Source organism: Marinococcus tarijensis, from assembly GCF_054971385.1.
In genome coordinates this window covers 1-12,726 of sequence record NZ_JBQOJA010000011.1, presented here as the reverse complement: position 1 = coordinate 12,726, position 12,726 = coordinate 1, and the positions used below count along the sequence as shown (strand labels likewise).

Here is a 12,726-nt window from a genome sequence, read left to right as displayed (position 1 = left end):
ATGCAGATCGTAACAAGTAAAGAAATGCAGCAGCTCGATCAATACACGATCGAAACACTTGGAATGAAGGAAGAACTGCTAATGGAAAATGCAGGACGGGCAGCGGCGGAAGCCATACATGATATGTATCCTGAAGAGCGTAAAGCTGTTATCTTTGCAGGGAAGGGAAACAACGGGGGCGATGGTTTCGTTATCGGCAGGACACTCTCCTCTCTTGGGTGGGATATTTTTGTATATCTGCTGGCGGAAGAGGATGCCCTTTCCGGGGGAGCGCTGTATCATAAAGACCTGTACCTTGCCTGTGATCTTCCGCTGAAAGCAGGTACCGGCGTTCCTGAACCAGAATCGCCGGAGAAAGGGATTATTTATATTGATGCCATGCTCGGTACCGGGATTCACGGAGAGCTGAGGGAGCCTTTTTATTCTGCAGGAAAGTGGCTTAACAGCATAACAGCACCGGTTGTAGCTGTAGATATCCCCACGGGGGTACCGGCGAATGAGGAAGAACTTCCGGGTATGGCGGTGAATGCAGACACTACAGTAATTCTTGAAGCTCCTACATTGAGCACGTACCTGTATCCGGCGAGGCACTATTACGGTAAAATTCGAATTGTACCGATCGGCGTACCGCAAGCTTCCTGGAAGGCATTGGATCAGAAAAGACAGACGTGGGAATTAGCCGACGCAGCCAAAAGTCTGCCGGAGCGGACCCAGGAGTCGCACAAGGGCGACAACGGCAAAGGGCTGCTGATAGCGGGGGCCTATAATATGCCCGGCGCCCCGGCCATCGCTTCGAACGCCTGCCTGCATGCCGGCATTGGCCTTCTAACCACAAGCGTACCGGAGTCTGCATTGAACGCCGTCGCCTCTCATGTGCTTGAAGCAACCTACTTTTTGCTGCCTGAAACGGAGGACGGTCAGGTTGCCGATTTACAGGAAACGCCGTTTCCGTGGGACGGGATGGACGGAGTTGCAGCCGGCTCCGGACTTGGCCGGACAGAAAGCACGAGAGTATTAACGAAGCGGCTCCTGACAGAGACACAAACGCCGCTCGTGCTCGATGCAGACGGACTGTATTTTCTGCCGGAGCTGGAGGCGGAAATGACAAACAGAGAATACCCGCTGATTTTGACCCCGCACCCAGGTGAAATGGGCCGCCTCACAGGTCTTTCGCCAAAGGAGGTCAATGCAGAGCGGTTTACGGTTTCACGCGAATATGCGCGTAAATTCGGCTGCTATCTTGTGCTGAAGGGGCCAAATACGATTATTACAACCCCTGAAGGCGCGCAGTATGTGAGTACCAGCGGCAGCAGTGCCCTTGCCAAGGGAGGATCCGGGGATGCGCTGACCGGCATTGTGCTTGCCATGGTGCTTCAGGGTCCAACAGTGGAAGAGGGAGTTTGTAATGCAGTCTACACACACGGCCTGGCTGCAGAAATTGCGATAAATGAAGGGATATCGGATTATTCGTTTACTGCATCCAATTTGATCGATTATCTGCCGAAAGCCCTGACTTTCATTCAGTCACAAAAGAAACGATAGAAAAGAGGAGTCATCATGGCGTTTTCCAGCGAATCCTACCGGGATACGTGGGTGGAGATCAATACAGAAAATATTAAATACAACATCCGTGAAGTGCGGAAGCTTCATGCAGAAAACGTGGACGTAATGGCCGTAGTGAAAGCGGACGGCTACGGGCACGGGGCAGCGGCAACTGCTGTGGCAGCAGCGGAGGCGGGGGCCTCCTATTTTGGGGTGGCGATGCTTGAAGAAGCGCTCGAGCTGCGGGAAGCCGGAATAGAACTGCCCATTCTTGTGCTTGGCAGAACACGGCCGCAGGACGCCCTGGTGGCTGCCCGCCACGATATCCGGCTCACGGTCTTTCAGGAAGAATGGCTAACAGAAGCTTCCCAGTATACAGCCGGAGAATCACTTTTCATCCATATGAAAGTAGACACCGGCATGGGCCGTCTGGGATTGATAAATGACGAAGAAATTACTTCCTTTCTGGTCACGGTAAACCGGCTTCCCTCCATAGAAATGGAAGGTATGTATACGCATTTCGCTACCGCTGATGAACTGGAGACTGCTTATTTTGAACAGCAGTATGCCCGTTTTTCCCGGGTGGTTGCTCTGGTACGGCAGATGGGGAGCGCTCCCCGGCTGATTCACTGTGGTAACAGCGCAGCAGCTATGCGTTTTCCGGAGCGCTGCTTTAATATGGTCCGCTTCGGCATTTCGATGTATGGACTGACACCTGCAGCTGATATTACCGGTCATCTTCCATTTGAACTGAAGGAAGCATTCACGCTTCACAGCCGCCTGACTCAGGTGAAAGAAGTGCCGCCGGGCACAAGTATCAGCTACGGAGCAACTTATACCTCCACGGGAAATGAATGGATAGGTACTGTACCTATCGGTTATGCAGATGGCTGGCTGAGAGCGCACGCTGAAAATCAGGGGGAGGTACTGGCTGGCGGCTTTCGCGTACCTATTGTAGGACGCATCTGTATGGATCAGATGATGGTTCGGCTGCCGCATGAATTTCCGGTGGACACGGAAGTGACACTGATTGGCAGCCAGAAAGAGGAAACGATCAGCGTCACGGAAGTCGCCGGCCGCCTTGGAACGATTACATATGAAGTTCCCTGTACCATCAGTAAACGTGTCCCCCGGGTATATACTCCTGAAAACAGGTTTGAACCCTGATTTTATGAAAAACGCGCTTTGCAAACAGCATATAGAAATGCTATGATGAATTAAGTAATGATTAAGAGATGGTAATCTAAAAGGGTCAACCTGGAGGTGTGTGGAGTGCATCAGAAAAGCACTAAGCAGATTAAGGTCAGCCTGCCTGACTATCTTCTTGACGAACTTGATGGAATGATTGAAGAGGGGCAGCAGAGCTCAAACCGTAATGAATTTATTCATCAAGCCACGGAGATGTATTTAAAAGAACGCCAACGTCTGGAGTTTCAAGAAGCGATGAAGCAAGGGTATGAAGAAATGAGCAGTATCAATTTAAATATTGCTGCTGAGTCATTTGAGGCAGAAACAGAAGTGGATCACTCTTTGAATCGCCGATTGCTTAGCGGAATCTGAAACACTCGAAATTATATTTCTTCTTTTAAAGAAACAAAGATGAATAAAAAAGCTGCTTGCCTGTCTATGAAAGGCAAGCAGCTTTTTTATTGTAATAAATTTTATTCAGGAATATATATGATTGCAGCCATAATTGTTTGCGCTAAAGTATTATACATGGAATAATACTAAATAGAGTATGATAGTGTACAGGTGTGCCGTTAACAAACTATACAGTACAAAACAATACAAAGTATGCACCAGTCCGGGCATTAACATATGAAAATTATCCCCCGCCCATAAAACGGAAATGGACAGACTAGATGGAGGAATTCACGATGCATTCATCTGTAGTGCAGGTCATCAATGACCATCAGGAACAGCTCGTTTCCAAATGGAAAGAAGAGATGGCCCGGGTTCAGGAAGAATATTTTAAAAACTCCCTTCCTGATGATTTAGTATTCACAAACAACGAAGAATTTATTGATGTGCTGTACAGCTCAGTCCATTTAGAGCGGTCGGAAGCCAAAGATAAAATCAAGCATTTTGCTGAACGGCTTATCCAGACCGACTGGCCGCTGAGCTATTTTACGCAGGGAATGCAGGTGTTTCGGCGCATCGTTACTGCCTACATTGTGCCATATATTAATAACGCAGACGAAGGCAGCGTGCGCCTGATTGTAGAAGTGGAAGAATGGGTGGATGCGATCGTGAACCAGCTGGTTGATGATTATTCCGATTCGTGGGTAAAGACACTCGAACTTCAGCAGATGGCTCTAAATGAACTTTCTGCTCCTCTTATTCCTGTCTTTGAAAAAGTCAGTGTCATGCCATTAATTGGAGCGATTGACACCGAGCGGGCAAAGCTTATTATGGAGAATTTGCTCGACGGGATTATACAGCATCGTTCCCAGGTAGTTTTAATTGATATAACCGGTGTGCCGGTAGTGGATACGATGGTGGCAAACCATATTATTCAGGCCTCTAAAGCGGTGAGGCTGGTAGGGGCGGAGTGCATTCTGGTCGGTATCCGTCCGGAAATTGCCCAGACAATTGTAAATCTGGGTATTGATCTGAGTACCTTCCCAACGAAGAGCAGCCTGCGCAAGGGCATTGAAGCAGCGCTTGAGCTGACGCAGCGCAAAATGGTTCAGATAGAGAATGGAGCAGAATGGAGGGCATAAGTCGATGCGGATTCCAATCTTAAAACTAAGTCATTATTTATTAATTTCAGTGCAAGTAGATCTAGATGATCAAACAGCTCTTCAGTTTCAGGAAGACCTGCTGAGCAAGATTCACGAAGAAGGCTCTACAGGCGTAGTGATTGATTTAACCTCCGTGGATATGATTGATTCATTTATCGCCAAAGTGCTGGGCGACGTCGTGGAAATGTCCAATTTAATGGGAGCGAAAGTTGTTCTGACGGGGATTCAGCCGGCAGTGGCGATCACTCTGATAGATATGGGCATTATGCTTGAAGAAGTACCAACGGCACTAGATCTTGAGCAGGGACTTGAGAAACTTCAACAGGAATTGGAGGGGTAAGCATGAGTATCCAATCCAGTGTTGAAGTGCAGACCGAATGGGGAATCGTATCAGCCAGACAGGCCGGACGAAACTTAGCTAAGGAAATAGGGTTTGGCGGTGTGGATCAGGCACGGATAACGACAGCCATTTCAGAGCTGGCAAGAAACATCTACCTGTACGCTGAAAAAGGGGAGATCGTTATCGAAGCGGTGGAAGAGACCCGTGGGACCCAGAAAAAAAAGGGTATAAAGATTACGGCCAAGGACCGCGGCCCAGGCATTAAGAACATAAGAGAAGTAATGGAAGACGGTTTTACTACTTCGGGTGGTTTAGGAGCCGGACTTCCAGGAGTGAGAAGACTAATGGATGATTTTGACGTTGACTCCGTGATGGAAGAGGGTACAACGATAACGGCAATCAAATGGCTCCGTTAAGGAGGAAAAACGTTGGCTGAGTCGAAAGAATTGTTACATGACCAATACGCGAATATTTTACGGGCGTATTTAGAAGAGCAGAGCGAACAGGGGCTTTATTATGCACAGCAGTTCAGTAAAAGAGTGCTTGAGGAACAGATTTCCCCGGAAGAAGTAGTAAGCCTTCATTTAGAGGTGCTCGAGGAGTTCTTTCCGGATCTTCCGAAAGGAGCTCATGAATCATTTGAGCTTCTTCTCGAGGTAATGATGGGATATGGACTGGCTTACCGGGAACACCAGAGCCTTCGTGATAAAACAAAGGAACTCGAAGCAGAAATTAACGTGGCTGCGAATATGCAGCAGACGTTTCTTCCGGATGAAATTCCACACGTAAATGGTTTGGATGTGGGAGTTCTAAGTGTCCCCGCTTCGAAAATGAGCGGTGATTATTACCATTTCGTTAAAGACGAGCACGACTGTGTTGGTCTTGCGATTGCTGATATTATCGGTAAAGGGGTACCGGCCGCTTTATGTATGTCGATGATCAAGTATACAATGGACAGTTATCCGGAGCAGCGTCTGCAGCCCGGGGCTTTACTTGAAAATGTAAACCGGGTGGTGGAGCAGAATATTGCTTCGAACATGTTCATTACGATGATGTACGGCTCGTATGATTCACGCTCCCATCAATTTAACTATGCAGGGGCGGGCCATGAGCCTGGTTTCTACTATAAGGCAGCTGAGGATACGTTTGAAGAGCTTCATGCCAAAGGCATCGTTCTTGGAATTAAGCGGAACACTAACTATAAGGAATATCAACTCACGGTGGAGCCGGGAGATTTTGTTGTGCTCTTATCAGACGGCGTTACTGAATGCAGAACCGACGACGGCTTTATTGAGCGTGAAGCTATTACGCGACTCATCCGTACGTATCAGCATCTGCCTGCCCAGGAAATTGTGAATCACGTATTCTATGAACTGGAAAGAGCCCAGGGCTTTCAGCTTCGTGACGACTTTACATTGATTATACTGCGCAGAAATGTTTAACCAGATTGTAATCTGGGAAAAATGAAAAGGATGCACATTTAAAAAATCGTGATTTATATATAGCAGCATGGTTATGAGGAGGTTTACTAAATGAATTTATCGACAGAAGTGGTAGAAAAATCGGATAAAAAGAAGATTTTGAAAGTAGCCGGGGAAGTGGATGCGTATACGGCTCCGGAACTGAAAGCGAACCTGAATCCGCTGACAGAAGAAGAAGGCGTAGAAGTGGTAGTGGACCTGACAGAGGTAAGCTATATTGACAGCACCGGCCTTGGTATATTTATTGGCGCGTTGAAGTCAGCTGAAAACCATGACGCTACGCTTCGTCTGACAGGGCTTAATGAACGTGTGAAGCGTTTGTTTACCATTACTGGACTTGATGAAGTAATCACTATTGATGATGAAAATACAGAGGAGGCCAAATAATGGAACGCCAGTCAGATTATTTGGAAATGACCCTTCCGGCCAAGCCTCAATATGTTGGAATTGCCCGGCTGACAGTTTCGGGACTCGCAAACCGCCTCGGTTTTTCTTACGATGACATTGAGGACATTAAAATTGCGATAGCGGAAGCATGCACAAATGTAGTTAACCACGCGTACGAAGAAACCGGAAATATGCATCTGTCATGTAATGTGTTCGAAGACCGGGTGGAAATGATTGTGGCAGACACAGGTCAAAGCTTTGTCCTTGAAGAACTGGATCAAAACCTCGGCCCCGTAGACAGCAAAAAACCGATCGAGGAGCTGAAAGAGGGGGGACTTGGACTGTTCCTCATAGACACATTGATGGATAAAGTAGAAATCAGCGGCGAAAATGGAGTGGCTATTTCTATGACAAAGTTTCTGCAAAGAGACGAGGTGGAAAATAATGTCGACGGAGTCTCAACCGAAACAAACGCGCAAGAACAAAAATAACGGCACGAGTGAGGAAGTTTATGAATGGATCCGCCAGTTCCAGGAGGATCCGACTGAAGAAATTCAGACTAAGCTTGTACAGCATTATGAACCGCTTGTGCAGTCTTTATCGCGAAAATTTTCCCGGGGGCAGGACCATGATGATGACCTTTATCAAGTAGGTATGATTGGGCTTCTGGCAGCGCTGCGCCGTTTTGACGACTCCTTTAACAGGAGTTTTGAATCGTTCGCGGTGCCAACGATAGTAGGGGAAATCAAACGGTTTATCCGTGATAAAACGTGGAGCGTACACGTACCCCGCCGAATTAAGGAACTTGGCCCGAGAATTAAAAAAGCCGTGGAAGAGCTGACCACCCGTCTGCAGCGTTCTCCGTATGTAGATGAGATTGCCGAGTACCTCGAGGTAAGCGAGGAAGAAGTGCTCGAAACCATGGAAATGGGCAAAAGCTATCAGGCTTTATCTGTGGACCGATCCATAGAAGCAGACCAGGAAGGCAGTGCCGTCACGCTGTTGGATCTTGTTGGTGCCAATGAAGAAGGATATGAAAAAACAGATCAGCAGCTGCTGCTCCAAAAAGCTTTTGCGGTTTTAACGGACAGAGAAAAAGAGATTCTGAGATGCACGTATTTTGAAAACTTAAGCCAAAAAGAAACGGGAGAGCAGCTGGGTATTTCCCAGATGCACGTTTCAAGGCTGCAGCGAAGGGCTCTGCAGAAGCTTCGTGAATCCATAAGAGTGGAGCCTTCGGAGTGCCTGTAATGACGGATTCCGCCTCGAATACACAAGTGAATACCGCGGTCTTTCAAAAGACGAAGCCGGGCAACCGGGTGTGTGGGGACAGCTATCTCGTAGTCGAAACAGAAGACTTTTTTCTCTGCTCTGTGACGGATGGTCTGGGGAGCGGTGAAGGTGCCAGGCAGTCCGCAGAGATAGCCATGAATATCATCCGGGCCCATAAGCATGAATCTATTCCCATGCTTTTGGAGCGCTGTAACCGGGCGCTTGTTTCTGAACGGGGAGTAGTCCTTGCAGTCATTAAAGTCTGCTATCAGGAGCAGGAATTGACCTATGGAAGCATCGGTAATATCACCTGCTATATCAGTGCTGATAATGAAGAAATTTTTCGGCCGGTTCCAACAAAGGGCTATCTTTCAGGCAGGAAGTTTCAATACCGGCTCGAGTACGTTCCTTTCGATAAGGGCATCTCGTTTGTTCTTCACTCCGACGGCATGACTGTTTCCCCTGAAGACCAGCGCGCTCTGCCGTATATGCGTTCGGTAGAGGAATACAAAAACAGACTTGCTGAAAAAGCTGAAAACGAAAATGATGATGTTACTTTAATGGTTGGCGCATTAGGTTAAACCTCTTTCATCACTGCCGGTGATGGGAGGGGTTTTTTGTGTATAACAAGCGAAAACAGGACAGGCGTTTTGATGTTATGATGAATTTGCCCCTTACATAGGCGTACGTACGTTATAATATAATAAGTAAAGATTTCAATGGATTGTTACGCTGGACAGGAGGAAATACAAATGGAAAAAGAGATAAGCGGTGTCGCTTCCCAAATAGCTTCCGATCTTCAGATAAGGGAAAAGCATGTCACAAACATTATACATATGATTGAAGAGGGCAATACGGTTCCTTTCATTGCCCGTTACCGTAAAGAGCAGACCGGCGCCTCGGACGAAATGGTGATCCGCGACGTTCAGCAGGCCTGGAATTACGCAAATCAATTGGCCGAGCGCAAGGAGGAAGTACTTCGGCTGATTGATAAACAGGAAAAATTAACGCCGGAGTTAAGGCAATCCATCAATGGAGCTGTACAGCTTCAGGAAGTAGAAGATCTGTATCGTCCCTATAAGCAGAAAAGAAGAACGAAGGCGACGGTGGCGAAAAAGAAAGGGCTTGAGCCGTTAGCGGAATGGCTCATGTCGCAGCCGAAGGAAGGTTTGCCGGAGGAACAGGCGCAGGCGTATGTGAACGAAGAAGCCGGAGTGATAGACGCCGCAGCGGCACTTGAAGGAGCGAGGTATATTATCTCTGAACAGATTGCCGACGATGCCAGTGTCCGCCACAGTGTCCGCGAGCTCAGCTACAAGCAGGGCAGACTTCAGTCTGCGGCTAAAGATGAAAGTAAGGATGAACGTGGTATTTACAGCATGTACTACGATCATGAAGAAGCGCTGGCAAAGGCCCCGTCGCACCGTGTGTTAGCCATGAACCGCGGGGAAAGTGAAGGGGTGCTGAAAATTTCCCTCCAGGCACCGGAAGACAGAATTCTTTCGACTATAGAAAAGAAAGTGGTGAAGCGTTTCGGTTCGCCCGCTGTGACGCAGCTGAACGAAGCGATCCAGGACAGCTATAAACGGTTGATTGGCCCGGCAGTCGAGCGGGAACTTCGAAAGGTCAAAACAGAAGAAGCGGAAACACAGGCGATTTCTGTCTTCTCCGAAAATCTTCGAAACCTCCTGCTTCAGCCGCCGATGAAGGGAAAAACAGTGCTTGGCGTAGACCCGGCCTACCGCACCGGCTGTAAATTGTCGGTCGTAGATGGCAACGGAAGGCTGCTTGAGGTAGGGGTGATCTATCCGGTTCCGCCTAGAAATAAAGTAACCGAAGCGAAGAAAGAGGTATTTGCTTTAATTGAAAAGTACGATATACAGGTGATAGCTATAGGTAACGGTACGGCTTCGAGGGAAACAGAGGAATTTATTGCCGGGGTCGTAGAAGAAGCGGAAGAAGACGTTTCGTATATTATTGTAAACGAAGCCGGGGCGAGCGTATATTCTGCTTCGGAGGTTGCCCGTGAAGAATTTCCCGATCTTCAGGTTGAAGAACGAAGCGCAGCTTCCATCGCACGCAGGCTCCAGGATCCGCTGGCGGAGCTGGTGAAAATAGACCCTAAATCCATTGGGGTGGGGCAGTATCAGCATGACGTTTCGCAGACGAGATTAAATGAGTCGCTGACATTCGTCGTGGAGACAGCGGTAAACCAGGTAGGCGTAGATGTGAACAGTGCCTCGAGCAGTCTGCTTCAATATGTGGCCGGTCTTTCTAAAGCGGTGGCAAATAATGTTATAAAGCAAAGAGAAGCTCTTGAAGGCTTTACGAGCCGTAAAGAACTGCAGAAGGTACCGAGACTGGGAGCGAAAACGTATGAGCAGGCAGCTGGCTTTCTGCGGGTGCCGGAGTCCTCGAATCCATTCGACCGCACGGCCATTCACCCGGAAAGTTATCAGACGGCAGAACGCCTGCTCAGTCATCTGGAGCTTGAGGCAGCACAGGCCGGCACAAAAGAAATGAAAGATGTCCTTGAAAACCATGATGTGCGTCAGCTTGCTGAAGCTCTCGAAGTAGGCGTTCCTACACTGCAGGATATTATCGAGGATTTAAAAAGACCGAACCGTGATCCCCGCGATACGTTTTCGAAGCCTCTTCTGAAAAAAGGCATCATGACACTTGATGACCTGGAAAAGGGCATGGAGCTTCAGGGAACGGTCCGTAATGTAGTGGATTTTGGGGCCTTCATTGATGTAGGTGTCAAAGAAGACGGCCTCGTGCACATATCAAAGCTCGCCAACCGTTTTATTAAACATCCGATGGAGGTAGTTTCGGTAGGAGAGATAGTTACGGTGTGGGTGGAAGATATTGATCAAAAACGCGGACGGGTAGCATTGACGATGGTAAACTAAATAGAGAATGAAAAAAACAGAAGGGGGCGTACCTTCTGTTTTTTTAGGGAGGAAAAAATGACTGACGAGGAATTAACAGCTTTAACGCAGCAGATATCGGTGGAAAAATTTCAAAAGATGTTTAAACACCGCGTTTCGTTTAATCAAAGGCTGCGGACCACCGGAGGAAGGTACGTGCTTTCTACAGGGAACATCGAAGTGAACCCAAAGTCGATGAACAATTATGGTCATCAGGAAGTGATTGATATTGTAAAACATGAATTGTGCCATTATCATTTACATTTGGAAGGGAAAGGGTACAAACATCAGGACAGGGAATTTCAGGAGCTGCTGAAGCAGGTAGGAGGCGCCATGCACTGCAGTTCTTTGGAACAATACCGGTTAAAGCAGAAAAAACGCTATCAGTATGCCTGTGAAGGCTGCCATATTTCTTTTAAAAGAACGAGGCAGCTGGACACACGAAAATATGTCTGTGCAGCCTGCAGAGGAACATTGAAAAAAATATAGAAAAACCTTGACCAGTGTTTTTTCGATGTGATACATTATAAAAGTCGCTTGAGAGAGGGCGCTGCAAAAAACGGCAAAAAAAGCTGTAAATTCCCTTTTAAAAGCGTATTGACATTACATAATAGATCTTGTAGAATTTTCTTTGTCTCAAAAAAGAATTATTCACATTCCGCAGTAGCTCAGTGGTAGAGCAATCGGCTGTTAACCGATTGGTCGCAGGTTCGAATCCTGCCTGCGGAGCCATTGGAGAAGTACCCAAGTGGCTGAAGGGACTCCCCTGCTAAGGGAGTAGGTCGTGTAAACGGCGCGAGGGTTCAAATCCCTCCTTCTCCGCCATTTACTATGGCCCGTTGGTCAAGTGGTTAAGACACCGCCCTTTCACGGCGGTAACACGGGTTCGAATCCCGTACGGGTCACCAACATGGAGGATTAGCTCAGCTGGGAGAGCACCTGCCTTACAAGCAGGGGGTCGGCAGTTCGATCCTGTCATCCTCCACCATTTTCTTTATACAATTGAGGGCCTGTGGTGTAGCGGTTAACATGCCTGCCTGTCACGCAGGAGATCGCGGGTTCAAATCCCGTCAGGCCCGCCATTTTTATCCAATATATTGGGCCATAGCCAAGCGGTAAGGCATCGGGTTTTGGTCCCGTGATGCGCTGGTTCGAATCCAGCTGGCCCAGCCAACAACACGCGGGTGTGGCGGAATCGGCAGACGCGCTAGATTTAGGATCTAGTGTCCTTGTGACGTGGGGGTTCAAGTCCCTTCACCCGCACCATTATATATTTATCGGTGTACGCGGTCGTGGCGGAATCGGCAGACGCGCTAGGTTGAGGGCCTAGTGGGAGTTTATCCCGTGGAGGTTCAAGTCCTCTCGACCGCACCATAATATGCGCCCGTAGCTCAGTTGGATAGAGCGTCTGACTACGGATCAGAAGGCCAGGGGTTCAAGTCCTCTCGGGCGCACCATTTACTTATGTTTTTCAGCAGCATCTGCGGGAAGTAGCTCAGCTTGGTAGAGCACTTGGTTTGGGACCAAGGGGTCGCAGGTTCGAATCCTGTCTTCCCGACCATGTATTTGCGGGTGTAGTTTAGTGGTAAAACCTCAGCCTTCCAAGCTGATGTCGTGGGTTCGATTCCCATCACCCGCTCCATTATACAAAAAAATTAATTGCTTTAAGTTATTTTTTTGTGCCTATGGGCCTGTAGCTCAGTTGGTCAGAGCGCACGCCTGATAAGCGTGAGGTCGGTGGTTCAAGTCCACTCAGGCCCACCATTATTTCCATTGACATTTAATTGATCAAAGGTTATAATTTATGTGTCACTTTAAAAGGTGTTGACAGTTTAAATGCACCATGTTAAATTGTTTAAGCTGCTTTTTTGAGAGGCAGATCGTTCTTTGAAAAGGAAAGACAAGCCAGAGCCCCAAAGAAAAGAAACACATTTAGGGCATCACTGATGCCACAGCATCAAACTTTTTACGGAGAGTTTGATCCTGGCTCAGGACGAACGCTGGCGGCGTGCCTAATACATGCAAGTCGA

General features: G+C 47.9%; 13 protein-coding genes, 12 tRNA genes and 1 rRNA gene. All 26 read left to right on the top strand.

Features of this window, described 5'->3' with window-relative positions:
• Entirely contained in the window at window positions 1-1,542 is a 1,542-nt protein-coding gene (locus tag ACTTK7_RS08015) for an NAD(P)H-hydrate dehydratase (RefSeq protein WP_462867247.1), read from the top strand.
• 15 nt (window positions 1,543-1,557) lie between these two features.
• A complete protein-coding gene (gene alr, locus ACTTK7_RS08010) occupies window positions 1,558-2,709 on the top strand; it encodes an alanine racemase (RefSeq protein ID WP_462867245.1) in 1,152 nt (383 codons plus the stop codon).
• A 105-nt stretch (window positions 2,710-2,814) separates the two neighbouring features.
• The gene (locus tag ACTTK7_RS08005; RefSeq protein ID WP_322527004.1) at window positions 2,815-3,102 is read left to right on the top strand and encodes a CopG family ribbon-helix-helix protein; all 288 of its coding nucleotides are present in this window, start codon (window positions 2,815-2,817) and stop codon (window positions 3,100-3,102) included.
• 317 nt (window positions 3,103-3,419) lie between these two features.
• Window positions 3,420-4,265 carry an STAS domain-containing protein gene (locus ACTTK7_RS08000; RefSeq protein WP_462867243.1) on the top strand — a complete coding sequence of 282 codons (846 nt, stop codon included), beginning with the start codon at window positions 3,420-3,422 and terminating at the stop codon, window positions 4,263-4,265.
• A 4-nt stretch (window positions 4,266-4,269) separates the two neighbouring features.
• Complete coding sequence (locus ACTTK7_RS07995) at window positions 4,270-4,626, top strand: STAS domain-containing protein (protein WP_022792604.1); 357 nt, start codon at window positions 4,270-4,272, stop codon at window positions 4,624-4,626.
• A gap of 2 nt (window positions 4,627-4,628) precedes the next feature.
• Window positions 4,629-5,042, top strand: coding sequence for an anti-sigma regulatory factor (locus ACTTK7_RS07990; protein ID WP_462867241.1), 414 nt, complete (start codon window positions 4,629-4,631; stop codon window positions 5,040-5,042).
• A 12-nt stretch (window positions 5,043-5,054) separates the two neighbouring features.
• On the top strand, window positions 5,055-6,068 hold the full coding sequence (locus ACTTK7_RS07985; protein ID WP_462867239.1) for a PP2C family protein-serine/threonine phosphatase: 1,014 nt from the start codon (window positions 5,055-5,057) through the stop codon (window positions 6,066-6,068).
• A 90-nt stretch (window positions 6,069-6,158) separates the two neighbouring features.
• On the top strand, window positions 6,159-6,494 hold the full coding sequence (locus ACTTK7_RS07980; protein WP_462867237.1) for an STAS domain-containing protein: 336 nt from the start codon (window positions 6,159-6,161) through the stop codon (window positions 6,492-6,494).
• A complete protein-coding gene (rsbW, locus tag ACTTK7_RS07975) occupies window positions 6,494-6,985 on the top strand; it encodes an anti-sigma B factor RsbW (protein WP_322527001.1) in 492 nt (163 codons plus the stop codon). Before ACTTK7_RS07980 ends, rsbW begins: the two co-directional genes overlap by 1 nt.
• Window positions 6,939-7,745: an RNA polymerase sigma factor SigB gene (gene sigB / locus ACTTK7_RS07970; protein ID WP_022792609.1), complete on the top strand. Its 807-nt coding sequence runs from the start codon at window positions 6,939-6,941 to the stop codon at window positions 7,743-7,745. Before rsbW ends, sigB begins: the two co-directional genes overlap by 47 nt.
• Entirely contained in the window at window positions 7,745-8,347 is a 603-nt protein-coding gene (locus ACTTK7_RS07965; protein ID WP_462867234.1) for a PP2C family serine/threonine-protein phosphatase, read from the top strand. Before sigB ends, ACTTK7_RS07965 begins: the two co-directional genes overlap by 1 nt.
• Window positions 8,348-8,518: 171 nt before the next feature.
• Entirely contained in the window at window positions 8,519-10,678 is a 2,160-nt protein-coding gene (locus ACTTK7_RS07960; RefSeq protein WP_462867233.1) for a Tex family protein, read from the top strand.
• A gap of 57 nt (window positions 10,679-10,735) precedes the next feature.
• Complete coding sequence (locus tag ACTTK7_RS07955) at window positions 10,736-11,185, top strand: SprT family protein (protein WP_462867231.1); 450 nt, start codon at window positions 10,736-10,738, stop codon at window positions 11,183-11,185.
• Between the two features lie 168 nt (window positions 11,186-11,353).
• Window positions 11,354-11,428, top strand: a tRNA-Asn gene (locus ACTTK7_RS07950).
• A gap of 2 nt (window positions 11,429-11,430) precedes the next feature.
• Window positions 11,431-11,521, top strand: a tRNA-Ser gene (locus ACTTK7_RS07945).
• 8 nt (window positions 11,522-11,529) lie between these two features.
• Window positions 11,530-11,604, top strand: a tRNA-Glu gene (locus ACTTK7_RS07940).
• 4 nt (window positions 11,605-11,608) lie between these two features.
• Window positions 11,609-11,684: transfer RNA gene (locus tag ACTTK7_RS07935), tRNA-Val, on the top strand.
• 18 nt (window positions 11,685-11,702) lie between these two features.
• Window positions 11,703-11,778, top strand: a tRNA-Asp gene (locus ACTTK7_RS07930).
• Between the two features lie 16 nt (window positions 11,779-11,794).
• Window positions 11,795-11,869: transfer RNA gene (locus ACTTK7_RS07925), tRNA-Gln, on the top strand.
• 7 nt (window positions 11,870-11,876) lie between these two features.
• A tRNA-Leu gene (locus ACTTK7_RS07920) sits at window positions 11,877-11,962 on the top strand.
• Window positions 11,963-11,982: 20 nt separating this feature from the next.
• Window positions 11,983-12,070: transfer RNA gene (locus ACTTK7_RS07915), tRNA-Leu, on the top strand.
• A 6-nt stretch (window positions 12,071-12,076) separates the two neighbouring features.
• Window positions 12,077-12,153, top strand: a tRNA-Arg gene (locus ACTTK7_RS07910).
• Between the two features lie 27 nt (window positions 12,154-12,180).
• Window positions 12,181-12,257: transfer RNA gene (locus ACTTK7_RS07905), tRNA-Pro, on the top strand.
• A 7-nt stretch (window positions 12,258-12,264) separates the two neighbouring features.
• Window positions 12,265-12,338, top strand: a tRNA-Gly gene (locus ACTTK7_RS07900).
• 45 nt (window positions 12,339-12,383) lie between these two features.
• A tRNA-Ile gene (locus tag ACTTK7_RS07895) sits at window positions 12,384-12,460 on the top strand.
• A 201-nt stretch (window positions 12,461-12,661) separates the two neighbouring features.
• A 16S ribosomal RNA gene (locus tag ACTTK7_RS07890) occupies window positions 12,662-12,726 on the top strand; the annotation flags it as partial.

What these genes read in the sequence shown, in the direction of transcription:
- ACTTK7_RS08015 (WP_462867247.1), top strand. Translation starts at nt 1, where the DNA reads ATGCAGATCGTAACAAGTAAAGAAATGCAGCAGCTCGATCAATACACG.
- alr (WP_462867245.1), top strand. Translation starts at nt 1,558, where the DNA reads ATGGCGTTTTCCAGCGAATCCTACCGGGATACGTGGGTGGAGATCAAT.
- ACTTK7_RS08000 (WP_462867243.1), top strand. Translation starts at nt 3,420, where the DNA reads ATGCATTCATCTGTAGTGCAGGTCATCAATGACCATCAGGAACAGCTC.
- ACTTK7_RS07995 (WP_022792604.1), top strand. Translation starts at nt 4,270, where the DNA reads ATGCGGATTCCAATCTTAAAACTAAGTCATTATTTATTAATTTCAGTG.
- ACTTK7_RS07990 (WP_462867241.1), top strand. Translation starts at nt 4,629, where the DNA reads ATGAGTATCCAATCCAGTGTTGAAGTGCAGACCGAATGGGGAATCGTA.
- ACTTK7_RS07980 (WP_462867237.1), top strand. Translation starts at nt 6,159, where the DNA reads ATGAATTTATCGACAGAAGTGGTAGAAAAATCGGATAAAAAGAAGATT.
- rsbW (WP_322527001.1), top strand. Translation starts at nt 6,494, where the DNA reads ATGGAACGCCAGTCAGATTATTTGGAAATGACCCTTCCGGCCAAGCCT.
- sigB (WP_022792609.1), top strand. Translation starts at nt 6,939, where the DNA reads ATGTCGACGGAGTCTCAACCGAAACAAACGCGCAAGAACAAAAATAAC.
- ACTTK7_RS07965 (WP_462867234.1), top strand. Translation starts at nt 7,745, where the DNA reads ATGACGGATTCCGCCTCGAATACACAAGTGAATACCGCGGTCTTTCAA.
- ACTTK7_RS07960 (WP_462867233.1), top strand. Translation starts at nt 8,519, where the DNA reads ATGGAAAAAGAGATAAGCGGTGTCGCTTCCCAAATAGCTTCCGATCTT.
- ACTTK7_RS07955 (WP_462867231.1), top strand. Translation starts at nt 10,736, where the DNA reads ATGACTGACGAGGAATTAACAGCTTTAACGCAGCAGATATCGGTGGAA.